We start from the raw sequence: 22,410 nt of genomic DNA, 5'->3' as shown, positions 1-22,410 counted from the left end.
CAGAAGTGAAACCTCTTAGCGCTGATGGTAGTGTGGGGTTACCCATGTGAGAGTAAGTCATCGCCAGCTCATTATTCGAAACACCCCCTGACTAGTGCAGGGGGTGTTTTTTTATGTGCGGAGAAAAAGGGAAAGTTATCAAAATAGAAAAATAATAAGAGAAGCAAATTCAAAAAATAGGAAAACGAGAGATATTTAAAGAAAATAAAACTAAAATGCTCAATCCATCTATATCATTTTAAAATCTTTTGCTAATGAAAATGTGTAATAAATCAATATAATAAAATCGTTTGTTTCATTAATAATATATAGGGTATTTAAGATGTTTTTAAAAAAATTATTAACTATAGTTTTATTTGCATTTGTTTCTTTCAATACTACAGCCGGTGTGTATCAGGATAAACTAAGTGAATGTTTGGTAAATAAAATTTCAGCAGAAGAGAGTCAGAATTTAACGGCTTGGATTTATTTGGCATTTTCAGCACATCCAGAAATTTCTAAATATAGTAAAGTAACGTCCGCTGAGATGCAAAAGATTGATAAAAATATGGCAAATTTATTTCAAGATTTATTTACTAAACGTTGTAATGCTGAAATCAAAGCTGTTACAGAAAATGAAGGAACAAATGCTTTGGGTAAAGCATTTGAACTATTGGGGAATCGTGCAGCTGAGAACCTGATGAAAAATCCAGTTGTTGAAAAACGTATTGCATCATTTGCACAATATTTTGATGAAGATAAAATGCGTGAATCGATGAAATAAATTGAATTGGACTAGGTGAATGTATTTGACAGTTGATATTCGCTTAGTTCATTACTCACTCTTTTTAAAGAATATAATAATTGCCCTAATAATACATTTTTTGATGTCAAGACAACTAATATCATAGGGTGCTGAGGGTGAGAGATCGCTGTGAGTAATGCTTTACCATTTTCTGCATCTAATGTAATGGTTTGACAACCGACTAAATTAATTTCATTAGTAAAAGCTTGAACCATTGCTAAGATTGAACTGCTTACAGCTGCAAGTTTTCCAGAATTTTCAATATTTTTCTTTTCTATAGATTTTAATTCAAAACCATCAGTTGAACATAACATCATATATTCAACACCGGACACATCAGAAATTAACTCCTTCATGAGTTTATGTGCTTGTTCAATAAGCTGTAGTGGTGCTGAACGTGTTGTACGAATTGCTGTATTCATAATATCTTCATCAGATTGAAAGTTGAACTTCGGCTTTTGCAATAAGTGCTTCTAGAATAAAAAGAATGTCTTTTTTATTTCTAGCATCGATATAAAAAATGGGGTGATGTATCTGTTGTGAATCTTGCCATTCTTTATAAAGTTTGGTGGATTTATACTGAGTACTATCTAAATGTGTAATCGCGATGATGATGTTTTCATTATTTTCAGAAAAATAATTTAAATAATCATTCAGCTGCTGAATTGGATGGTCATGTGTATGATCAATCAAAATAATTGTACCAATCGCGCCGTTACAAATGGTATTCCATATAAAGTTAAATCTTTCTTGGCCCGGTGTACCATATAAACCAAGTTTAGTACCATCGGCGAGAGTAAGTTCACCGTAATCGATTCCAACAGTAGTCAACATTTTTTGATGCGCATTTTGATCAGTATTAAGCGCTTCTGTACTCAGTACAGGAATATCAGAAATACTTTGAATAGCAGTGGTTTTTCCGGCACCCATCGTTCCGGCAAATACGATCTTGTATTGCTGTAAAATCATAATGAAATTTTAGATTCCTAATTTTTTTCGAAGACTACGGAAAAAACTCTGTAGTGGATTTGAAGATTCTTGAGCTGTTTTTTGGCTATGATATACACTCGCCATGGCTGGTATCTCTTCTATGATTTGAGCTATGTGGCATGCAAATAAATAACGATTAATAAAGTTTTGGCTTAAATGTATTTGTTCAGCAATATATTGAGTAGAACTACCTTCCATAAAAAAAGCGGATATTTTCAATAGTGATTGTCGCTCAGCACAATGTATAGGCTGTGGCCAATGCAAAAGTTTATAGTGGCTTGTGTAATTGGGGGGAGTATCATCTACGTAATCCCAAACAAATTGCCATAATCCATGCTGTAAATTTATTGATTCCAACCCATATTTAAAAGTGACAACTGTATTTGTATCTGCTGAAATGAGTGTGATTTCAGAATTTTGTGTGATTTGTATATTTTGTTCTATCCAAAACTCATTGCTTAAGTTATCAATGAGTGCGATTGGTTTTTGATCTAAAAGCAATAGTTGACGTTGATGTTTATTTAAATCTTTAAAAGCCTGTGAGATCTGGAGTGCATTTAATTTAGGTTTTGTGTCTTGAACAACAATAGGATTGGACACATTTACAGGATTAATGTCTCGGAACCTTAACGCAACTGAATGCTCTAACCAATGCTCAAATTGATTGGTATTTGTTAGGGGTAAAAACAGGGTATCGTGTTCGATTTGATTTGCTTTCAATTCATTTTTTTTAAGTTTAAGTATGATTAAAGCTTCGTGCCTTATTTTATTTATATTCGGCAGGTCGATAAAGTCATCATTGATTAATAGGACTTGGAGTTTCGAATCTGCAATGTTTGTCCAATGAATAGTAAAAGTTTCAGATAGCTTATTTGAAATAATAGATTTAATGTCATTGATAACATTTAGATTTAAGCCAAAGATAGAAATATATAATGTGCTATTCACGAAATGGTCCAGAAAAACTGGGTTATTTCTTGTGAAATAACCCAACTTTAAATTAAGAAAAATCTAATTCTTTTTCGAAATGTTTAAGTTCATGGCGAGCCATAGCAAGGTTTGATTTACTACGGTCTAATACGAGGTAAAGAAATAATGCTTCATTTGAGTCGAGTGGGCGGATTAAGTGATATTGTTTACCCAGAGTAATTAGAATGTCTTCAATAGAGTCATTTAAATTCAACGCTTTGGCAACTTTACGCTTTGAGCGGACAACTTCAGTATTACCAGCAGCAGCTAATTCTAAATCGATGTCGTTATTGCCTTGTGTCGCCATAGCAAGGCCACTTTCGCTGTCAACCAAAGCTGCAGCAATAAAACCGTCAATGTCTGTTAAAGCGTTTAAAGATAATTTGGCCATTATTAACCCCAATAAATTATATGTTAATCAGTAATATAGTTTTACTGACCTATATGATATTAGCTAAAAATAATGAATAAACAATGCTAAAAAAATCAGCTGGTTGATTATTGTTAATAATAAATAAAGTAAAAATGATGTTTAAAAGATTCTTGGCGGCTAAAAGTTATAGTATTGTGTAGAATATTTAAACTTTTTATAGAATTGTTGTATATGAAATTCAATTAAGGTTGTTGTTTTATAAGAGTTTTTTTATTAATAGATTTAATGTATTATTTCATTAATTTAATATACAAAAACGATTATATAAGATGAAATAAATATTAAAAATATGTGCTGTTTGTTTGTTTATTGCTCATTAAAATACATCATATAATATTATTCTAGAATCTATATTTGTGATTTAAGTCTATTAAATTCAAGTATTTGTGATATATGTTAAAAGTTCAATCATGGGGTAATAGGATTGAACTTTACTTCTTATAATGCACTTTTTAAATTATTTTGATGTTCTTTAACTTGTTTTGCATAACGTTTGCCTTGTTTTTTCATTTTTCGATTGGTGTTATAAGCAGTAGGTCCGACATTATAGTAGGCTAAAGCTTTTGGCATGCTGCCAGCGGCATTTTTATATTTAGTTAAAATAAATGACCCACAATTAATATTGGTTAATTCGTCATATAAATCCCCAGGGCATGTTGCTTGCCAATAACGTGGCATCACCTGAGTTAAACCGACTGCACCTGCAGGAGAACTGACATAAGGGCGGAAAGTTGATTCTTGGCGAATAACGGCAGCCAGTAGTAAAGGATCTAAGTTGTATTGATCGGCAGTTTGTACAATGTAGGGCGACACTCGGTTTGCAGTTTCAGGATTGACTGAATAGGCCTTTTGGATCCCTGATGAAAGTTTAACTGCACGTTTTTCTACAGAGCCACCACCTAGTGATGAACATCCAGAAATCAGGGTTACAGATATAATAACAGTTGAAAACTTTAAGCTGTGAGCGCTTAGGAGCGACGAAAGACGAGTTGAAAGGCGAGTTTTATTCAGTACATTCTGCATTTATATTCACTTTAAAATAATCATGGCTAAGTGTAATTTCTAAAGCGATATTATGAACTGGAGACTTAGAGGTCAATATTTTCTTAAGATGCTCTGTACAGTGAAATTGTAAGAATTGATGGAAATGTACTCAAATTACATGATTTTTTAAGTGAAGAGAGAAAAAGATCGTGTTAATTGAATCAGTATTTCTCTCTTAACATGGTACTTATTAAGATTATGGGAACATTCAAATCCCGAGAACTTTAGTTATAAAAAACTAGAATATCCATTCATCAAATAACTGTATTTGATAAAGCTGTAAATCTTTCCAGTGAAATTTGTAGAATCTAATTTTATTTAAAGCGTTTTAAGCATCCAAATTTCGCATGCTTGGCTATGACCTGTATTGCCCTTGGGAGCTTGTAAGTGTTGAAATCCTACTTTTTCATAGAGTTTCACCGCTTGCCCAAGTGTATGTGTAGTTTCTAAATAACACGCTTTAAAATTATGATCTTTGGCGAATTGAAAACAAAGTTCTAAAATATCTTTGGCTAAGCCATGACCACGTAATTCAGGCATAAAATACATTTTTTGGATTTCTAAAATGCTTGAGTCTCCAACTAAAGGAGAAAGGCCCCCACCACCTAAAATTGTACCGTGTTGATTTTCAATAACCCAATATTGTGCATTTGCTTGCGTATAGACGTGATATAAATCATCTAAAATTGGATCTGCAACAGCAAATCCTGACTCTGGCGCTAATCCAAATTCTTTGGAAACTGTGCGAATGACATTGGCAATGCTTACATTGTCTTCAAGTTGAAGTGGTCGGATCTGAAACATAATCATCGAAAAACAAAAAGATGGATTGTTTATAGACTGATCCTATAAAAAAATCCATCTCTAAGTTTAAAATTACTCAAGCAAAAAATTACTTTAATTCGCTTGAACTTTTACCCAGTTCACGACGTGCAACGATTAATTGTTGAATTTGCTGTGTGCCTTCAAATATATCGAGGATTTTTGAATCACGTGCCCATTTTTCTAATAATTCATCTTCGCTATAGCCGACAGCCGCTGCGAGTTCTACACACTTTAACGTGATTTCATTACCTACACGGCCTGCTTTTGCTTTAGCGATGGATGCTTCACGTGAGTTTGGTTTTTTGTTGTCGGCCATCCATGCGGCTTTGAGCATGAGGAGACGTGCTGCTTCCCAGTCTGCTTCCATTCGATATATTTGTGCAGCAATATTCGAGCTTTGTAAGATCGGTGTTGAATACTGCTCATCTAATTCATCTTTAAAGATTTCTTTAATTCGCTCTAAAGATGCCTTGGCACAGCCAATAGCCATCGCGGCAACGAGTGGGCGAGTATTATCAAAAGTTTCCATAACCCCAGCAAAACCCTTTGCTACATCAATTTCAGCATTGCCTAATAAGTTTGCAGCAGGGACACGACAATCTACAAAACTAATGGCAGCAGTATCAGAGGCTTTAATACCCAATTTATGTTCTAGGCGTTCTACAGTCATGCCCGGCGTACCTTTTTCAACAACAAAGGATTTAATCGCTGCACGGCCTAATTTTTTATCTAGCGTTGCCCAAACAACTACTGAATCAGCACGTTCGCCTGAGGTGACAAAGATTTTTTCACCATTGAGGATGTATTCATCACCATCTTTCGTCGCTGTTGTCCGAATAGCTGCAGAATCAGAGCCGCAATTTGGTTCTGTAATGGCCATAGCGGCCCAAGTTCCTTTTAAGCGTTCTAGTTGCTCATCATTGGCTACTGCTGCAATAGCCGAGTTTCCAAGCCCTTGGCGAGGCATACTGAGTAACAGGCCTGTATCTCCATAGCACATTTCGATGATACTGAGGGCTGTTGACATATTGACACCGTTTTTATTACCAGTGTCTGTGTCGCCACGTTTATTGACGGCGGCACCTGCATTCATGCCATCACCGCCATCATTCATACCGTCAACGAGGGAAGATAACATGTCTAATTCTTTTGGATAGGCGTGTTCGGCTTTGTCATATTTACGTGAAATAGGGCGTAGAACATTTAAAGCGACTTCATGGGCTTGGTCGATCAGCAATTTAAATTTTTTCGGATTTTGTAAGTTCATGGACATTTCCTTGTTTTTATTTTGCTGAATTATGCATGTAAGCCAGATTGAAGAATCGCTGTGGCACGTAAGTCTCGATACCAACGTTCTACGGGATGTTCTTTGGTAAAGCCGTGACCACCTAATATTTGCACGCCATCGGTCCCAATTTTCATTGACTTTTCAGCACATAGCACGCGGGCTAAATAGGCTTCACGATGAAATGGCTTGCCGGCTTCGGCTAGACTTGCTGCGTTTAGGATGAGCATATGCATGGCATCAATTTCGATTGCCATATCTGCAATCATAAATGCCACACTTTGACGGTGCGAAATTGGCTCTCCAAAAGCTGTACGTTCGTTTGCATATTGAATGCAATATTTTTTGACTGCAGTTGCGGTGCCAACAGCCATGGCACACCACATTAAGTTGCCAAGATCGATAAATGAGGTGTAATTGAAATCTTGATCACCTAAGCGTTGGGCAGGGGTGTGAGTAAATTTTAAAGTTACCGTTTCAGTGGCTTTTAAACCCATAGCTGGTGTTTTTTTAGCGCTAATGCTCTGGTCGCGTTGCACAATAAAAACTTCAGGCTGTCCATTGAGCATGGCACTCACTAACAGCACATCTGCCTGTTCGCCTAGAAGGACTAAGGTTTTCTCCCCACTGATTTTATACTGCTGGCCATCAGCAATCGCGTGAGTTTTAAGTTGATAGGGATTAAATGCCGCCGTGGCCTCTTGTACCGCAAAGCTTGCACGTAGGGCTGAATCATCTGCAAATGCCGCTAAGTAGGTTGCTTGAACAGATTCGGAACCCCATTGGGTAATGGCGTTGATACAGCTAAACGTCGACAGTAAACCTGCTGTTAAACTAAAGTCACCTTCAGCCAATTGTTCAGCAATTAAGATATTGCTAATGATATTTTTTTCTGCCGCGACGCCACCCAAATCTTCAGGTAAGGCATAATAATTTAGACCTAGATCTTGGATATGTTGCCATAACGCTTCAGGAAATCTTTCCTCTTGATCGGCTTGATGAGCAAGGGGATACAAGACTTCTGTGGCAAACTGCTGCATCGCATCAGCAGTCATTTGCTGTTCTTCAGTCAGGTTTAAATCAAATAATGATTTTTGTTGATTTGGCAAACGTTGCTTATGCACATCTTTGTTGGTCTGAAATGCTTTTTGCGTCTGGCTCAGGGTTTTAAAACCAGCTTTTGAGCTCTGATACAAAGATTTTTCAACAAATTTGCGCAGTTTAAACTGATCGAGTACATCACTTCCGGCAATTTTTGTTAAAAGTGAGAGTCCAAATCCTTGTGCCTTGTTTACCATATTGGTCATTGTTGTTTTCCATTTGCGTTGTTCTTATTTAATGCTGACATGCCAAAGATAGAAAAACCATGTCATAAATGACATGCATGATTGTCAAAGATAAACGGCGAGATTAGGTGGGATTCGATAGCTAAATGATTAATTAAGAATAGAAAAGTAAAAAGGCTTAAAAGTATTGTTATTTTAAAATTGACTTGGCTGACATTTGAGTCAGCCAAGTCTTAAGATGTGAATTGAATGTTTATTGATATTTTTGAATCATACGACGAACATTGGTTTTCGCTTCAATGACGGTCATAAAGGTATATGCACCGATAAATTTACGGCTAATAAACATAAACTCTTTAGGTGGAACTGAGAAGTAGCGAGATGCCATCGATTTTGAAGCTTGTTGCATTACACGGCTATGTAATTGGCTTTTTTTCCAGTCATAGCGTTGTTGTTCGTCCATAACACCAGCAGGGATGTCCGGGTTATTTTCAGTGCTACTAAATGCCTCTGTTGCTAACAGAAAGACTTTGGCCATATCGGGTTTAATACTTTGTGGAATACCATCAAAGAACTCATAACCTGTCATCGCTTTGACCATTTGCTCAGAGCTATGGTGATAACCCGCGGTAATCAAATTACGCGCAACGCTTAACAGATGCTCATCGAACTGACGGATCGCACCGAAGTCGAGGAGTACGATTTTATCGGGCACATCCGCACCATTGCCCAAACGGACCAAATAGTTTCCGAAGTTAGGGTCGGTTTGCATTTCACCCCATTCAAAAATTTCACGTACGGCAATCTCAAGTGATGCTTCACCTAAGGCATTACGGCGCTCTTGAGGAAGTGACAGCATCACTGGGCTGTTAATCGGCACACCACGTTCAAAGGTCATACACAGCACTTGAGGTGTTGAATAACCTTCAATGATTTGCGGCACGATATAGCGTGGGTCTTCTTTTAAGCGTGCTGCAAAACGGCGAGTGGTATCTGCTTCGATTTTATAATTTACTTCACGATGCATCATTTCACGAACTTCATCAAACCACTGATCAAATTCACGGGTTTGAGGAACCATTCGTGTCAGTTTGAGCATGTTTTTGAATAGATTCATATCTGAATCGATTGCATCTGCCACACCCGGATACTGGATTTTTAAAACCAGTTCTAAACCATCAGATTTGCGTTTTGCACGGTGAACCTGTGCCAGAGATGCTGTGCCAAGTGGCTCATGATCAATCACGAGATCATCAAGCTTTGAGCCTAGTTGATTTTGTAATTGGACTTTGATGGCTGGCCATGCCAATGCAACTGTTTGATTGTTCAGCGTGTTGAGGGCTTGGGTGATTTCTTCAGGCAGAAAATGTTCACCATACAACGCCATCATTTGCCCAATTTTTACAATCGAACCTTTTAATTTACCAATTTCTGCGACGAGATATTCAGCCTGATCTTTCATGGCTTTTTTACGCTTTTTCTCTTTTTCTTCTTCACTCGAAAAAATAGAAGTAGCGTTTGATGCTGCCCAACGAGTTCCCGCAAGTAGCGATGCCTTTGCGATAGATAAGCGTCGATCCATAGAAGACGTTTTCAAGTGTTTGAGCTTATCGTTCTGATCTGACATGTAAATTAAATCCTTTAATCAGCAATTCGCAGAAAAATACATTGTAGCTAATTTTAACGTTTCTTAACGTATTAAAATAGTTCAACTTACTGAATATGCAGTAAGCATTTGCAAACTTAAGCAAGATGCCGCGTAGACAGGTACATTGGAAAGAAAACTATAAACGATATTTGATTTTTACCGTATCGTTTTGCATCAATGCGGCTTTATGTTCTTCAATATGTTGATGAATAAGATGTTGGACAGATTCGTCTTTAAATCCGGCAGCATAACCTTTGACAATAATAATGCTCGGTAAGCTAAAAAATAGGGTACGTGCGTTTTCTAGACTCGCATCAGGGAAAACTTGATGTTCGATCAGTAGTTGCTGAAAAAATGCCTTTTCAGTTTGCACATTTAAAGACTGAGTGTCTTCCCAATAGCTTTGACGCATAGCCATGAGGTTATTGTGCTTATAGCTCATTGGAGCTCCGCATTTAAAATTTAACTGTTTGTATGGGGATGATTTTAAGAAATTAAAGCTTAGGATCAAGTATAAATTGCTAAACAATTGAGCTTGAATTGGTTTTTATTCGTAATTTTTATCTATTAGGTTTTATAGCATGCTGAAGAAAAGCCTAAAGTACACATTTCATTTCAGCGAATGTATCTGACCTATATATGCAGGTTATGAAATGCTTTCAAGCGGTGAATAATGCCGTATTTTTATTATAAATAGCATCAAAACAAGGTATCATAGGGCGTTTAAAAAATTATGAACTGGAGACGCCTTAAGTGGATCGACCGACTATTAGCCCTGAACATTTACAGGAAGCAGCTGAAAACCTATCTACAATTCGTGATTATATCCGCTTTGGGGTAACAGCTTTACGTCAATATGATGCCCACTTAGGACAAGGTACAGAAGACTATTTTGCTGAAAGTTCAGCATTGGTTTTACAAACGTTATCTCTAGATTGGAATGCAGATGCGGAAATCTTAGATGCGAAATTATTGCCAAGTGAAGTTGCAGAATTTTTAGCATTGTTAGAACGTCGTATTAATGAAAAAGTTCCGACGTCTTATTTACTAAACTTGTCATATTTCTTTGGTAAGCCATTTTATGTCGATGAACGTGTACTGATTCCACGTTCTCCAATTGCAGAGTTAATTGAAAACCGTTTTGCGCCATATTGCTTAGGTGAAAATGGCGAAATGGGTGCTGCGGTTAATAATCTACCTGAAAATGCCAATCCAAAAACTCCTCAGCGCATTTTAGATATGTGTACGGGTTCAGGTTGTATCGCGATTGCTTTAGCTTATGCATTCCCAGATGCTGAAGTTGATGCAACAGATTTATCTAAAGATGCACTTGAAGTGGCGCAAATTAACTGTGAACACCACAATAAACAATATCAAGTGGCTTTACTTGAGTCTGATTTATTCGCCAAAATTCCAGCAGAAAATCAATATGATTTAATCGTGTCGAATCCACCGTATGTGGATGCTGAAGACATGGCAGATTTACCAGAAGAATTCCACCATGAACCTGAAATGGCGCTTGCTGCGGGTCAAGATGGTTTGGATCTTGTACGTAAAATGTTGGCACAAGCTGCAGATTACCTGACTGAAGATGGCTTAATTGTGATCGAAGTGGGTAACTCAGAATGGGCAATGCGTCAAAACTTCAATACCGTTGATTTTTACTGGTTACAGTTCCAAAAAGGCGGTACAGGTATCTTTGCATTGACTGCTGCTCAATGCCGCGAATACCGAGATTTATTCATTCAATCTGTTCAAGCATAAGGAGTCGTTTGACATGGCAGGTAATAGTATAGGGCAACTCTTCCGTGTAACGACTTGTGGTGAATCTCATGGCGTTGGTCTGATGGCCATTGTGGATGGGGTTCCACCGGGTATTAAACTGACTGAAGCCGATTTGCAAAAGGATCTGGATCGTCGTAAGCCGGGCACATCTAAGTTTGCAACTCAGCGTAAAGAACCCGATGAAGTTGAAATTATTTCAGGCGTATTTGAAGGCAAAACGACCGGTACATCAATTGGTCTATTGATCCGTAACACAGATCAAAAATCAAAAGATTATGGCAACATTGCGCAAACCTTCCGTCCGGGTCATGCAGACTATACGTATACACATAAGTATGGTTTCCGTGATTATCGTGGTGGTGGTCGTTCGAGTGCTCGTGAAACTGCGATGCGTGTTGCTGCGGGTGCGATTGCTAAAAAATTCTTGTTTGAGAAATTCGGCATAGAAATTCGTGGTCATGTAACCGAAATTGGTACCGAAAAAGCAGAGAAATTGGACTGGAATGAAGTTCCAAATAACCCATTTTTCTGTGGTGATGCTGATGCCGTCCCACGTTTTGAAGCTCTCGTAACGTCACTTCGTGAACAAGGAACGAGCTGTGGCGCCAAACTGGAAATTATTGCGACGCAAGTACCAGTTGGTTGGGGCGAGCCTGTATTTGATCGTTTAGATGCAGATATTGCACATGCTATGATGTCCATCAATGCCGTAAAAGGTGTGGAAATTGGTGATGGCTTTGGTGTTGCTGAGCAGTTTGGTCATGAAACCCGTGATGAGTTAACTACGGATGGTTTCTTGGCAAACCATGCAGGCGGCATTTTGGGTGGTATTTCGAGTGGTCAAGACATTCGTGTTGCGATCGCCTTGAAACCAACAGCTTCCATTACTACGCCGGGTAAAACCATTACGATTAATCGTGAAGATACAGATGTGTTGACCAAAGGTCGCCATGATCCTTGTGTTGGTGTTCGTGCAACACCAATTGCAGAGGCGATGTTAGCAATTGTGCTCATGGATCACTTCATGCGCAACCGTGCACAAAATGCGGATGTAGTTGCACCATTTGCCCCAATTGAACCCAAGTGAGGAAACAAAGCGCTGCTTTGTTCCGAACGCGGTTTGGTGAGTAGCGTTAGCGAGTCACAGAGGATAAATAACAAAGCGCTGCTTTGTTCCGAACGCGGTTTGGTGAGTAGCGTTAGCGAGTCACAGAGGATAAATAACAAAGCGCCGCTTTGTTCCGAACGCGGTTGGTGAGTAGCGTTAGCAAGTCACAGTGGATAAATAACAAAGCGTTGCTTTGTTCCGAACGCGGTTAGTGAATAGCGTTAGCAAGTCACAGTGGATAAATAACAAAGCGTTGCTTTGTTTCGAACGCGGTTAGTGAATAGCTTTAGCAAGTCACAGTGGATAAATAACAAAGCGCTGCTTTGTTCCGAACGCGATTTGGTGAGTAACGTTAGCGAGTCACAGAGGATAAATAACAAAGCACTGCTTTTTGTTCCGATGCTGTTGGTGAATAGCGTTAGCAAGTCACACTGATGAGCACATTGCTTAAAAAAAACCAGACAATTGTCTGGTTTTTTTATTTCAGTAAAATAGGCCTATGAAAATAAATAGATAAAAAATATGAATATAAGACATGCTTTACTTGATGATATTCAGCAGCTCGAAAGCTTAATGAATACAGCCTATCGAGAGAATCATCCCAAGAGCTGGACCACGGAACATCATATTGTTCGAGGAAATCGAATAAATGTCTCTCAACTCAGTCAACTCTTACAAAAAAAGGATTTTCATCTATATGTGATGGAATCGTAAAATACTCAGATCATGGGGTGTATTGGTATTCAAATGCAGGGTATGAGCTGTGAAATTGGTCATTTTGCAATTCATCCAAATGAGCAACCTTAGGGCTTTGGAAAAAATTATTGCAATTTGCAGAACAACAAGTGATGTTGATGGAACCCAATGTTGAAGAATTTGTGATGTATGTGATTGATCGGCGTTTAGAATTAATAAAATATTATCAACGACGTGGCTATAACATAACAGATGAAAATCAAGCCTATCCTCTTCATCTAGAGGTGGGTCAACCGATATATGAACTGACAATTAAACAATTAATTAAACGAATAAAATAAAGATCATGTGATGTATTTGATCAATTTATAAAGCGAGATGAATAAAAAATCCCAAAAGAAAACATACACTAACTTTTGGTATTTTTATTTTAGACTATTTGAGCTTAAGAATAAGCACGTAAAAATAGTCGATAGGCATCTGAAGATTTTTGGTTTTTTAACATATAGTGTGCGATTTCACCTTGGTTGGTATTCATTATCACAGCAATATTTTTTGCGTCCCGAAATTGTTTAAGCACAGCATCTGGGATCATCACGGTATTAGAAGAATCAATCACATTTGAATTATCTAAGCGACGATAATTTGTTTGAACAATTGCAGGATAAGACAAAACTTTGCCGTCAATCACAAAAGATATTTCACTCATATCAAGCTGCTGTTGATCATAAGAATGCAGTGAAAGTGCATACTCACCTTTGTTTTTTTGCCAATCAATTGCAAGTTCAGGACATTTTTGCCTAGCTTCACATAGTAACTGACCCCGAGTAATGGTTCGTTGGATCACTTTGCTGTTTTCAACGGTATTCACACCTTTTAGCTTCAAGGTTCTTGTTTCAGGTTTATTTTTAGGTACGGTAATACAACCTGTGAGTAGTAGGAGTGTAAATCCTAGAACTAAATAATTTTTCATGTGTTTTTCCATGTTAGCGTTATTTTTATAAGCAATATTTATTTTGGCGCATATTCACACAGAAAAAACAAAAAAGTAAAATACATCACACTTTTCTAGTTTTGTTTGAGCACTGCTTTGATATAAGTGGTCGATATTCAAATAAAAAATATTATTAAGTGATGTAAATCTTATTTCATTGAAATTTAGATAACTTAAGTAAGATCTGTGATTTTGCGCTATCAATCTGCTCGGGATTGGTTTGTCGAGACAATTGGTCACGTGGTTTTTCGCCTAAAAAATATTTGATCCGTTCAGCATTCGCACCCGATGGATGGGGAAGTCCTGCTAAAATCTGCTGATCTTTTAAATAGCCTAAGCTGCTTACATAATTTAAAACCTCATCTACACCTTTGCCTAGCGGTATATAAATTGCGTTCGGAAGCTGTTGAATCATAGGAATAAAATAATCATCAATATGTTGTTTTAATAATTCATTTTTCAACATTGCGGGCGTTGAGCCTGCATAATTTTTTCCATTGACCAAAATACATTGCTGTAAAACCGAACACATTTGCACCATATCTTGATGATTGCTAAATAGCTCTGCAGTGGTCTGTATGCCTAATTGATTCTGTAATCCAATATGATCTAGCAGTTGAGTTAAATTTTTACGAATAGGACCACTAAAAGCACCACTATTCTTGGCAAGTTTAAGTATGTTTTCCTCAGATAATTGCTGCTCTACGCCGTCCTTCGCTGCAATTAATGCATTACGCCATTGTTGTTGGCCTGGGCAGATGCCGACGATGACCACTTTTGCATCATGATTTATGGCCTCGAATGGTGCATAAAAGCTTTGAATAGTTCCCAGAGTTTTAAGACGGAGTAAATCACTTTGAGTTAATTCTTCAATAGAATGTGTTTTGATCACAGATGCAAAGCAAGAGAAAAGGGTAGAATCCGACATAAAACTTCAATCTTTCTAGATATAAATTTCATTCAGTATTTTAAACCTTTATTTTAAAGATGAAGTATTTAGGTATAAAAAAATTGATTTTAAATTTATAACCTAATAACTTAAATCGATATAAAAATATTATTTAACAATATTGACCCAAATAGGACTTGAGATTTGGTACAAATATTGCTCATATCTAACTAAGGCAATACCAAGATGAATGCCGAATAAAAAAACGAATGGATGATTGCAGGAGAGAAGCACAGATCGTGCTCGCCGAAGGAGCAAGTTCCCCCAGGAAACTCTCAGGCAAAAGGACTGTAATCATATAAAAATCTGGAGAGAAGTAGGCTAGACCTACTCACCGAAGGGGAAGGTTCACATTGCTTCGCAAGGAACCAAAGCTCTCAGGTAACAATGACAGATGGGGCGAACATAGGAAATATAATTTCCAAGGAGCCTATATGTGTCATATTGTTGTGATTGGTGCAGGTATTACTGGGGTAACGACAGCTTACGAACTCGGATTACTCGGTTATCGTGTCACTGTGGTCGATAAACATCTTTATCCTGCGATGGAAACGTCGTTTGCCAATGGTGGACAATTATCAGCGTGTAATGCTGAAGTCTGGAACCAAAAAGCAACGGTAGTGAAAGGCATCAAATGGATGTCACAAAAAACCGCGCCATTATTATTAAATCCAAGTTTTAATCTACACAAATATTCATGGCTCTTTGAGTTTATGGGGCATATTAAAGATTACCGTGAAAATACTCACGAGACCGTCCGTCTTGCATTGATGGCACGTCAGCGTTTATTTGAAATTGCTGAGCATGAAAACTTGCAGTTTGATTTAGAAAAACGCGGCATTTTACATTTCTTTCATAATCAACATGATTATGAGGTGGCGACTCAAGTTAATAATATGCTCTGTGAAGGTGGTTTAGAGCGTCATCCTGTGACATTAGCTGAAATCCGTGACATTGAGCCTAGTCTGACAGGTGAATACTATGGAGGCTTTTATTGTCCGGGTGATGCCACTGGAGATATCCATAAATTTACAACGCAGCTTGCCAAAGCAACGGAACGCTTTGATGTGAAATATATGTGGGGTTTTGAGGTGACTGACTTTGAGCATCATACAAAAGGTGTCAATGTTCGATTAAAAGCCAGTGATGAAAATATGGAAAATCCTGATGCAGATAGCATACTTGAGGCAGATGCTGTAGTGGTCTGTGGTGGCGTAGGTAGTTATGAACTTGCACATAAACTCGGTGATCGCGTAAATGTGTATCCAGTCAAAGGATATTCAATCACCATTAATTTAAATGATGAACAAAGTCAGGCCAATGCGCCTTGGGTAAGTCTGTTGGATGAAAGTGCCAAAATTGTGACTTCACGCTTAGGTGCAAATCGACTCCGTGTTGCAGGTACGGCAGAGTTTAATGGCTATAACCGAGATATTCGTGCCGATCGCATTCAGCCTTTAATTGATTGGTCGAATCGTAATTTTAATCTATCAACAGAACATGTGGTGCCGTGGGCGGGTTTACGACCAATGATGCCCAATATGATGCCAGTAGTGCATGCAGGTAAGCGAGATCATATTTTCTATAATACTGGGCATGGTCACCTTGGATGGACCTTATCTGCGGCAACAGCTGCGATGATTAGCCAGCAAGTGCAGCAAACACATCCGATTTAACTGACATATTGTAGACATCAAAAAATTGTAGATATCAAAAAAGCCTCAATGTTGAGGCTTTTTTGTATGTTTCTAAGTCATTTGAAATTGATCTTAATCATATAAGCGATAAATCCCTGCAAAACGTTCACAGCCTTTTTGTTCAGTTTTTACTGAGAGTAAGGCTTTACTGTAATTGAACTGATATTTGCAGTCGTGTTCATTATCTGTGATTTGATTTTTTTGTTCGGGTGTTGTGTAAGCTAAAAATGGAATGGTTTGTGTTTCAACTCGATTGTTCGGATTACGATAGGCAATACCTTCGATTTTGATGCTGTCTTTGCCTAGCTGATGTACCTTTAAATGTACAGGTGATGTCGCAAAATGACCATTTTCAAATTTAAGATAATGCTGTGTTAAACTTTGGTTCATCGAGGTATAAATATTCAAATCTTCATGGCGAAGTTCAAACTGTTGTTTAAAACACTCCAAGTTTTTGCATTGCTGAACTCGGCTGTACCATAATTTTTGCGTATCTATCAGTAAGCGTACAGGGGCATCGGTAATCAACTGCGCTGTTAAAAAAAGCCCATCTAACTTTTCACGCTGTTCTTCAAAACCGTCAGAACAGTAATTTTTTTTTGCCTGAGTATTGGCATGATCACAGTCAATCTTTTCTGCATGCGTAAACGTCGCTAGGCCAGAACCTATTAGCAGAACAAGTCCGAATTTTTTGATGATATTTATTTCAGTTTTCAACAGCATGATCGCTTATACTTTCACTATGTTGCGCTTGCCCACACTATAGCGAAATAGAAAGCGTGAATACAAGATTTCAATCATTATTTTCTCAAGGAACTCAAGCATGATAGCTCAAATTCGTATCGGTCAGGGCATGGATGTGCATGCATTTGAAGAAGGTGACTTTGTAACGCTTGCTGGTGTTCAAATTCCACATACACATGGACTCAAAGCACATTCAGATGGTGATGTGGTACTGCATGCGCTTTGTGATGCATTATTAGGTGCTTTGGCACTTGGAGATATTGGTCAGCATTTTCCAGATACAGATCCAAAATTTAAAGGTGCCGATAGTCGAGTACTTTTAAAACACGTCTACCAAATGATTTTAGATCGTGGATATGTACTTAATAATGCTGATATTACCGTGGCTTGTGAGCGCCCTAAACTAGCAAAACATAATTTAGAAATGCGTCAAAGTATCGCAAATGTTATGGATGTTGAAGTTACACAAATTAGCATCAAAGCGACCACCACCGAAAAATTAGGGTTTACTGGTCGTCAAGAAGGTATTCTTTCTACTGCAACAGTACTGATTTCTCACGCAAAATGATCTGGATGGATCAGCGCATGTTGTAAATCTTGAGTTGCTTTACGGCCTTGAAGTTGTAAGGCAACCGCATGGATTAAACCTGTCCAAGTTTCATTGGGTTCCCAAATTTGATGCATCAAATCTTGAGCCTTTGGCATATCAACATCCATATAGTATTGACGGTATAAATACATCAAACTGCTGACACGGAAGTTTTTCGCACAGTGTAGCCAAACCGTTTGCCCTTGAACCAAATGGTCAATCATATCGAGTACTAAAAGGCATTGATCATCTGAAGGGGTATCCCAAGAGATTGGAACTTGGATATAGTTCAGGCCTAGATCTAGGCAAATGCGGTCTTCATGCTCGATATGATTGGATGCATCAGTCAATGCTAAATTGATAACTGTTGAAACACCATATTCTTTAATCGTTTGAAGCTCAGAAGGAGATGGTTGTCCTGACGTTAATAAGTGTTCATGTATATATTGGAAGTTTTCAATGTGACTTAACGCATTTTCGATTTCATTCATCTGACAAATAATCCTTCAAAGTAAAACGCCATCTCGAAGATGGCGTTTTTCATTCACTTAGCGTGTCGGTAACACGTCTTTAAGTGCTTCATGCATCTCTAACAAGACTTTTTCAGTCGTATCCCAATCGATACAGCCATCAGTCACTGATTTACCATATTCGAGGTCACAGAGGTTGGCAGGAATATCCTGACGACCACCTTTTAAGTGACTTTCTACCATAATACCCACGATTGACTTGTTTCCGTCAAGGATTTGTTCAGTAATATTTTTCAGAACAAGGGGTTGTAGGTACGGGTCTTTGTTTGAGTTTGCATGACTGGTATCAATCATGATTTTGCCACTAACTTTTGCTTTGGCTAATGCCGCCTCTGCATCTGCAACAGAACCTGCGTCGTAGTTTGGTTTACCGTTACCGCCACGGAGTACAACGTGTGCATAAGGGTTACCACTGGTACGAATAACAGAAACTTGACCTTGGTCGCTTAAGCCCAAGAAGCTATGACCATGTTTAACAGATTGCATGGCATTGGTCGCAACGGTTAAACCGCCATCTGTACCATTTTTAAAGCCCACAGGTGAAGAAAGGCCAGAAGACATTTCACGATGTGTTTGGCTTTCAGTGGTACGAGCACCAATCGCTGACCAAGAGATAAGATCTTGGTAGTACTGTGGTGAGTTTGGATCGAGTGCTTCAGTTGCACAAGGCAAACCTTTTTCATTCAATTCAAGTAAAAGTTTACGACCAATACGTAAGCCTTTTTCGATGTTGAAAGAATCGTTCATGTCTGGGTCATTAATCAGACCTTTCCAACCCACCGTGGTACGTGGTTTTTCAAAATACACACGCATCACGACATAAATCGTATCTTGGATTTTGTCACTTAAAACTTTTAAACGGTCAGCATAATCATGTGCAGCGACTGTGTCGTGAATTGAACATGGACCAATGACAACAAAAAGACGTTTGTCATTTCCATCTAAAATATTACGTACAGTTTCACGGCCCTTAAGGACTGTTTGATAGGCAGTTTCAGTCAGAGGTAGCTCTTTTTTTAGTTCTGCAGGAGTAACAAGAGGCTGAATGCTTTTTACATTCACGTCATCAATGTCGTTTTGGGTAATAGAATTTGACTGTAAAGTATTCATTGCCGTCACTGGTTTGATTATACAAAAGGTTGTTTCGTGAGCCGAATATAACATGAATATAGCATTCAAATGTTATAAAAAAGATCAATAAGTCTCTGAAAAAAAAGTGATGAATCGGGCAGTTAATTTAAACCTGCTGACTATTCACCGTCGGTGCGATCAACATTGCAGTTGTTGGTTTTTCGACAGGTTTTGATTTTACTGGATTAATGATGAAATTCATGCCTAAAACAAACAAGGTAATGCCTAAGACTTTACGAATGACTTTTTCAGGTAAACGTGAGCTGATTAAAGTTCCGACCACAATTGCAGGAATAGAACCAACCAATAACCAACCCAATAAATGAAAATCGACATTACCTGAGCTCATATGACCCAAGCCTGCAACCAGTGTAAGAAGCACGGCATGTACGACGTCAGAGCCGATAATACGAATCATCGGTAAGTTCGGGAACATAAGTACCAAAGCCATAATACCGAAGGCACCTGCACCAACAGACGATAGGGTAACGAATACGCCTAAAATAATCCCCATGATGATGATATATGCACGCTTATTTTTAGCTTGGAAATTGATACGTTCAAGATCCGCACTCATATCATCCAACTGATCAGTTTTTCGAAATTTATTAAAGAATTTTTCGATATGACCACGGAAAATAATTGAGATCCCTGTAATCGTCAGCATAAAACCTAAAAACATGGTTAACACGGTTTTGTAATGTGTCGATTGGCTGAGATAGTTTTCCAGTACCCAATGGGTCGCAAAAGACGCAGGGATACTGCCGACTGCAAGCCAAATAACAATGGTCCAAACGATATTCATTTTACGGGCATGGACTAAAGAACCACAAAATTTTGAAATTGCGGCATAAAGCAAGTCCGTACCAATTGCAATGTGAGGCTCAATTTTATATAGGCTAATTAATATTGGGGTCATGAGAGAGCCACCACCAACACCGGTAATACCTACGCAGAAACCTACAATTACACCTGCCAGAATGAACTCTAAAGGACCGACCATCGCTGAATGCCAAATATCAAAAAACGTGCATATCTTATGACTAATTGATATAAGTCGTTGTCTCGATTAGTGATTTGCTTGTGAAAAAAATAGATAAAGAATGATTTTAATTTTGAAATAAATTAATTTTTACTAAGCTAAGTTATTGATTACGGTTTTCTCAAGTAGTTAATAGTTAAAATAGAGATTATGCTGCAGTGAAATCATGTATTAAGAATATAAAGGAGTGACGATCTGAAAATAGATATCCAATGTCTAAAACGCACCGTAGATTTTATATTCCTAATCTTCAATTTGTTATTTATCGATATAGGCGACTGTGAACTTAAAGTCCATTCCTGCAAAATTTAAAAAGATAAGGTTTCGCCATTATTCGAATATGAGTAGAAGGACACTAACTAGACATTTTAAACATGCGTCAGAACTACCTATTGTCACTTGGTCAAATAATTAAAGACTGCGATGTGGGGCTGAATTGCTCGAATTGACAGATTATTCAGTTGATAAACTTGCGGAAAGCACGGGTTTTAAAACCGCAGTACTATTTCGTAAATTGTTTAAGAGTAAATACGGTAAAAATCAGAACCATTGGTATAAAAACTTTTAGTTAGTAGCTAAGTAGCAGTGATGAATATTTCTAAAATGGTGACTTAAAGACGTGCAGCTTTTTTTTGGAAATCTATTAACTTTGCGAAGGACTCGTATAGAATCTATAGCTAAAGAAAATTGAGTTAAAAGGACAGACTTTTGCAAAATCGGAAACTTAAAATTGGCATCGTGGTTGGGGAAGTATCCGGGGATACATTAGGCGCCAAGCTTATCCGTAGTTTTCGAGAGCAAGGGATCGATGCGGAATTTGAAGGCATCGGTGGTCCGCAAATGATTGCAGAAGGCTTTAACAGCTATTATCCGATGGATATTTTATCAGTGATGGGGATCGTTGAAGTCTTAAAAGATATTAAAAAACTCTTTGCTGTACGTGATGGTCTGGTTGAAAAATGGACTGAAAACCCTGTCGATGTTTTTGTAGGGATAGATGCACCGGATTTTAATTTGCGTTTATCTAAGAGCATGAAGCAAAAACTGCTACCAATTAAAACAGTGCAATATGTCAGCCCTTCAGTGTGGGCATGGCGACAAGGCCGTGTGCATGGCATCAAGGCGAGTATCGATTTAGTCCTTTGTTTATTTCCTTTCGAAAAAGCATTTTTTCAAAAATGGCAAGTTCCGGCTGCATTTGTCGGACACCCATTGGCAAGTCAGTTGCCTTTAGATAATCCACTCTTTGCGGCTAAACACGAGTTAGGCTTAGATGAGCATCAAAAACATATTGCATTACTTCCGGGCAGCCGTCGCGGTGAAATTGAGCGTTTGGGGCCTTTGGTACTGTCTGCCGCACAGATTTTGACGGAGCAGCATCCAGACTATGTGTTCCTGATTCCTGCAATTAATGATGCACGTAAACAGCAAATTGAATTGTTGCTCAAGCAGTACCCTGAAGCATTACAAGCCAAAGTTCGCTTGATGGAAAACACCGATACCGAATCTAAAATTGGCCGTCAGGTGATGAACGCATCGAATATTGTCGCTTTGGCTTCGGGTACAGCGACTTTAGAAGCGATGCTTTTACACCGCCCAATGGTGACCTTTTATAAGTTAAATTGGCTGACCTATCATGTGGTGAAATTGCTGATCAAAATTCCGTATTATTCATTGCCAAATATTATTGCGGGCAAAAAGGTGATTCAGGAACTCATCCAACATGATGCAACGCCTGAAAAATTAGCAGCAGAAATTGAAAGCTTGATGGATGTTGAAAAATCGCAAATTCAAGTGATGCAGCACATCACCATGCATAAACAACTGCTTTCAGGTAACAGTGAAAACCCTGTGGAAGCGATTTTAAAGCTTTTAGATTAA

24 protein-coding genes and 1 riboswitch are annotated in these 22,410 nt (G+C 38.1%); of the genes, 8 read left to right on the top strand and 16 right to left on the bottom strand.

Going from position 1 to position 22,410, the window contains the following annotated elements; genetic code table 11:
• Positions 1–322 precede the first annotated feature (322 nt).
• The gene (locus tag FTU22_RS09235; RefSeq protein WP_180094101.1) at positions 323–763 is read left to right on the top strand and encodes a hypothetical protein; all 441 of its coding nucleotides are present in this window, start codon (positions 323–325) and stop codon (positions 761–763) included.
• A gap of 11 nt (positions 764–774) precedes the next feature.
• On the opposite strand, the gene FTU22_RS09230 is transcribed toward FTU22_RS09235, so the two are convergent.
• The 10 genes from FTU22_RS09230 to FTU22_RS09185 form a co-directional block, all read right to left on the bottom strand.
• Positions 775–1,206 (bottom strand): roadblock/LC7 domain-containing protein, encoded by a 432-nt coding sequence (locus tag FTU22_RS09230; protein WP_180035694.1) that lies wholly within the window; start codon positions 1,204–1,206, stop codon positions 775–777.
• 10 nt (positions 1,207–1,216) lie between these two features.
• Entirely contained in the window at positions 1,217–1,753 is a 537-nt protein-coding gene (locus tag FTU22_RS09225; RefSeq protein WP_078193879.1) for an ATP/GTP-binding protein, read from the bottom strand.
• Between the two features lie 9 nt (positions 1,754–1,762).
• On the bottom strand, positions 1,763–2,722 hold the full coding sequence (locus tag FTU22_RS09220; protein WP_180035695.1) for a hypothetical protein: 960 nt from the start codon (positions 2,720–2,722) through the stop codon (positions 1,763–1,765).
• A gap of 52 nt (positions 2,723–2,774) precedes the next feature.
• Complete coding sequence (locus FTU22_RS09215; protein WP_078193877.1) at positions 2,775–3,134, bottom strand: hypothetical protein; 360 nt, start codon at positions 3,132–3,134, stop codon at positions 2,775–2,777.
• A 480-nt stretch (positions 3,135–3,614) separates the two neighbouring features.
• The gene (locus tag FTU22_RS09210) at positions 3,615–4,199 is read right to left on the bottom strand and encodes a lytic transglycosylase domain-containing protein (RefSeq protein ID WP_180094100.1); all 585 of its coding nucleotides are present in this window, start codon (positions 4,197–4,199) and stop codon (positions 3,615–3,617) included.
• Between the two features lie 339 nt (positions 4,200–4,538).
• On the bottom strand, positions 4,539–5,024 hold the full coding sequence (locus FTU22_RS09205) for a GNAT family N-acetyltransferase (RefSeq protein WP_180009505.1): 486 nt from the start codon (positions 5,022–5,024) through the stop codon (positions 4,539–4,541).
• Between the two features lie 88 nt (positions 5,025–5,112).
• On the bottom strand, positions 5,113–6,312 hold the full coding sequence (locus tag FTU22_RS09200) for an acyl-CoA dehydrogenase family protein (RefSeq protein WP_180022786.1): 1,200 nt from the start codon (positions 6,310–6,312) through the stop codon (positions 5,113–5,115).
• Between the two features lie 29 nt (positions 6,313–6,341).
• Positions 6,342–7,628, bottom strand: coding sequence for an acyl-CoA dehydrogenase family protein (locus tag FTU22_RS09195; RefSeq protein WP_180094110.1), 1,287 nt, complete (start codon positions 7,626–7,628; stop codon positions 6,342–6,344).
• A 241-nt stretch (positions 7,629–7,869) separates the two neighbouring features.
• The gene (locus FTU22_RS09190) at positions 7,870–9,243 is read right to left on the bottom strand and encodes an AarF/ABC1/UbiB kinase family protein (RefSeq protein WP_180094099.1); all 1,374 of its coding nucleotides are present in this window, start codon (positions 9,241–9,243) and stop codon (positions 7,870–7,872) included.
• A 157-nt stretch (positions 9,244–9,400) separates the two neighbouring features.
• A complete protein-coding gene (locus FTU22_RS09185; protein ID WP_078191029.1) occupies positions 9,401–9,706 on the bottom strand; it encodes a hypothetical protein in 306 nt (101 codons plus the stop codon).
• 311 nt (positions 9,707–10,017) lie between these two features.
• Here FTU22_RS09185 and prmB point away from each other — a divergent pair, with 311 nt between their 5' ends.
• The 4 genes from prmB (at position 10,018) to FTU22_RS09165 (ending at position 13,194) form a co-directional block, all read left to right on the top strand.
• The gene (gene prmB, locus FTU22_RS09180; protein ID WP_078193871.1) at positions 10,018–11,028 is read left to right on the top strand and encodes a 50S ribosomal protein L3 N(5)-glutamine methyltransferase; all 1,011 of its coding nucleotides are present in this window, start codon (positions 10,018–10,020) and stop codon (positions 11,026–11,028) included.
• Between the two features lie 13 nt (positions 11,029–11,041).
• Positions 11,042–12,136, top strand: coding sequence for a chorismate synthase (aroC, locus tag FTU22_RS09175; RefSeq protein WP_180094098.1), 1,095 nt, complete (start codon positions 11,042–11,044; stop codon positions 12,134–12,136).
• A 543-nt stretch (positions 12,137–12,679) separates the two neighbouring features.
• Positions 12,680–12,871, top strand: a complete 192-nt coding sequence (locus FTU22_RS09170) for a hypothetical protein (protein ID WP_180023577.1) — start codon at positions 12,680–12,682, stop codon at positions 12,869–12,871.
• 110 nt (positions 12,872–12,981) lie between these two features.
• Complete coding sequence (locus tag FTU22_RS09165) at positions 12,982–13,194, top strand: hypothetical protein (protein ID WP_180094097.1); 213 nt, start codon at positions 12,982–12,984, stop codon at positions 13,192–13,194.
• A gap of 104 nt (positions 13,195–13,298) precedes the next feature.
• On the opposite strand, the gene FTU22_RS09160 is transcribed toward FTU22_RS09165, so the two are convergent.
• Both FTU22_RS09160 and FTU22_RS09155 read right to left on the bottom strand, forming a co-directional pair.
• Positions 13,299–13,826 (bottom strand): hypothetical protein, encoded by a 528-nt coding sequence (locus tag FTU22_RS09160; RefSeq protein ID WP_180094096.1) that lies wholly within the window; start codon positions 13,824–13,826, stop codon positions 13,299–13,301.
• A gap of 175 nt (positions 13,827–14,001) precedes the next feature.
• On the bottom strand, positions 14,002–14,775 hold the full coding sequence (locus FTU22_RS09155) for a hypothetical protein (RefSeq protein ID WP_180005657.1): 774 nt from the start codon (positions 14,773–14,775) through the stop codon (positions 14,002–14,004).
• 231 nt (positions 14,776–15,006) lie between these two features.
• A riboswitch (glycine riboswitch) is annotated at positions 15,007–15,097 on the top strand.
• 133 nt (positions 15,098–15,230) lie between these two features.
• On the opposite strand from FTU22_RS09155, the gene FTU22_RS09150 reads away from it, so the two are divergent.
• The gene (locus tag FTU22_RS09150) at positions 15,231–16,472 is read left to right on the top strand and encodes a D-amino acid dehydrogenase (protein WP_180003788.1); all 1,242 of its coding nucleotides are present in this window, start codon (positions 15,231–15,233) and stop codon (positions 16,470–16,472) included.
• A 93-nt stretch (positions 16,473–16,565) separates the two neighbouring features.
• On the opposite strand, the gene FTU22_RS09145 is transcribed toward FTU22_RS09150, so the two are convergent.
• A complete protein-coding gene (locus FTU22_RS09145) occupies positions 16,566–17,216 on the bottom strand; it encodes a hypothetical protein (RefSeq protein WP_180054900.1) in 651 nt (216 codons plus the stop codon).
• Positions 17,217–17,316: 100 nt separating this feature from the next.
• On the opposite strand from FTU22_RS09145, the gene ispF reads away from it, so the two are divergent.
• Complete coding sequence (gene ispF / locus FTU22_RS09140; protein ID WP_078193864.1) at positions 17,317–17,805, top strand: 2-C-methyl-D-erythritol 2,4-cyclodiphosphate synthase; 489 nt, start codon at positions 17,317–17,319, stop codon at positions 17,803–17,805.
• Here the strand turns inward: ispF and FTU22_RS09135 are convergent.
• The 3 genes from FTU22_RS09135 to FTU22_RS09125 all read right to left on the bottom strand — a co-directional run bounded on the left by FTU22_RS09135 (position 17,793) and on the right by FTU22_RS09125 (position 20,490).
• Entirely contained in the window at positions 17,793–18,317 is a 525-nt protein-coding gene (locus FTU22_RS09135; RefSeq protein ID WP_078191020.1) for a protein tyrosine phosphatase family protein, read from the bottom strand. The genes ispF and FTU22_RS09135 overlap by 13 nt on opposite strands.
• Before the next feature lie 57 nt (positions 18,318–18,374).
• Positions 18,375–19,466, bottom strand: coding sequence for a 3-deoxy-7-phosphoheptulonate synthase (locus tag FTU22_RS09130; protein WP_143221612.1), 1,092 nt, complete (start codon positions 19,464–19,466; stop codon positions 18,375–18,377).
• A gap of 127 nt (positions 19,467–19,593) precedes the next feature.
• A complete protein-coding gene (locus FTU22_RS09125) occupies positions 19,594–20,490 on the bottom strand; it encodes a sulfite exporter TauE/SafE family protein (protein ID WP_078193863.1) in 897 nt (298 codons plus the stop codon).
• A 747-nt stretch (positions 20,491–21,237) separates the two neighbouring features.
• On the opposite strand from FTU22_RS09125, the gene lpxB reads away from it, so the two are divergent.
• On the top strand, positions 21,238–22,410 hold the full coding sequence (gene lpxB, locus FTU22_RS09120; RefSeq protein ID WP_180023584.1) for a lipid-A-disaccharide synthase: 1,173 nt from the start codon (positions 21,238–21,240) through the stop codon (positions 22,408–22,410).

This window comes from Acinetobacter sp. YH12076, assembly GCF_013419525.1.
In the GTDB taxonomy this organism is placed as follows: Bacteria; Pseudomonadota; Gammaproteobacteria; order Pseudomonadales; family Moraxellaceae; genus Acinetobacter; species Acinetobacter amyesii.
Note: the sequence above shows the minus strand (reverse complement) of the source record. Positions and strands in the feature narration are given on the sequence as shown.

What these genes read in the sequence shown, in the direction of transcription:
- FTU22_RS09235 (WP_180094101.1), top strand. Translation starts at nt 323, where the DNA reads ATGTTTTTAAAAAAATTATTAACTATAGTTTTATTTGCATTTGTTTCT.
- FTU22_RS09230 (WP_180035694.1), bottom strand. Translation starts at nt 1,206, where the DNA reads ATGAATACAGCAATTCGTACAACACGTTCAGCACCACTACAGCTTATT.
- FTU22_RS09225 (WP_078193879.1), bottom strand. Translation starts at nt 1,753, where the DNA reads ATGATTTTACAGCAATACAAGATCGTATTTGCCGGAACGATGGGTGCC.
- FTU22_RS09215 (WP_078193877.1), bottom strand. Translation starts at nt 3,134, where the DNA reads ATGGCCAAATTATCTTTAAACGCTTTAACAGACATTGACGGTTTTATT.
- FTU22_RS09210 (WP_180094100.1), bottom strand. Translation starts at nt 4,199, where the DNA reads ATGCAGAATGTACTGAATAAAACTCGCCTTTCAACTCGTCTTTCGTCG.
- FTU22_RS09205 (WP_180009505.1), bottom strand. Translation starts at nt 5,024, where the DNA reads ATGTTTCAGATCCGACCACTTCAACTTGAAGACAATGTAAGCATTGCC.
- FTU22_RS09200 (WP_180022786.1), bottom strand. Translation starts at nt 6,312, where the DNA reads ATGAACTTACAAAATCCGAAAAAATTTAAATTGCTGATCGACCAAGCC.
- FTU22_RS09195 (WP_180094110.1), bottom strand. Translation starts at nt 7,628, where the DNA reads ATGGTAAACAAGGCACAAGGATTTGGACTCTCACTTTTAACAAAAATT.
- FTU22_RS09190 (WP_180094099.1), bottom strand. Translation starts at nt 9,243, where the DNA reads ATGTCAGATCAGAACGATAAGCTCAAACACTTGAAAACGTCTTCTATG.
- FTU22_RS09185 (WP_078191029.1), bottom strand. Translation starts at nt 9,706, where the DNA reads ATGAGCTATAAGCACAATAACCTCATGGCTATGCGTCAAAGCTATTGG.
- aroC (WP_180094098.1), top strand. Translation starts at nt 11,042, where the DNA reads ATGGCAGGTAATAGTATAGGGCAACTCTTCCGTGTAACGACTTGTGGT.
- FTU22_RS09170 (WP_180023577.1), top strand. Translation starts at nt 12,680, where the DNA reads ATGAATATAAGACATGCTTTACTTGATGATATTCAGCAGCTCGAAAGC.
- FTU22_RS09160 (WP_180094096.1), bottom strand. Translation starts at nt 13,826, where the DNA reads ATGAAAAATTATTTAGTTCTAGGATTTACACTCCTACTACTCACAGGT.
- FTU22_RS09155 (WP_180005657.1), bottom strand. Translation starts at nt 14,775, where the DNA reads ATGTCGGATTCTACCCTTTTCTCTTGCTTTGCATCTGTGATCAAAACA.
- FTU22_RS09150 (WP_180003788.1), top strand. Translation starts at nt 15,231, where the DNA reads ATGTGTCATATTGTTGTGATTGGTGCAGGTATTACTGGGGTAACGACA.
- FTU22_RS09145 (WP_180054900.1), bottom strand. Translation starts at nt 17,216, where the DNA reads ATGCTGTTGAAAACTGAAATAAATATCATCAAAAAATTCGGACTTGTT.
- ispF (WP_078193864.1), top strand. Translation starts at nt 17,317, where the DNA reads ATGATAGCTCAAATTCGTATCGGTCAGGGCATGGATGTGCATGCATTT.
- FTU22_RS09135 (WP_078191020.1), bottom strand. Translation starts at nt 18,317, where the DNA reads ATGAATGAAATCGAAAATGCGTTAAGTCACATTGAAAACTTCCAATAT.
- FTU22_RS09130 (WP_143221612.1), bottom strand. Translation starts at nt 19,466, where the DNA reads ATGAATACTTTACAGTCAAATTCTATTACCCAAAACGACATTGATGAC.
- FTU22_RS09125 (WP_078193863.1), bottom strand. Translation starts at nt 20,490, where the DNA reads ATGGTCGGTCCTTTAGAGTTCATTCTGGCAGGTGTAATTGTAGGTTTC.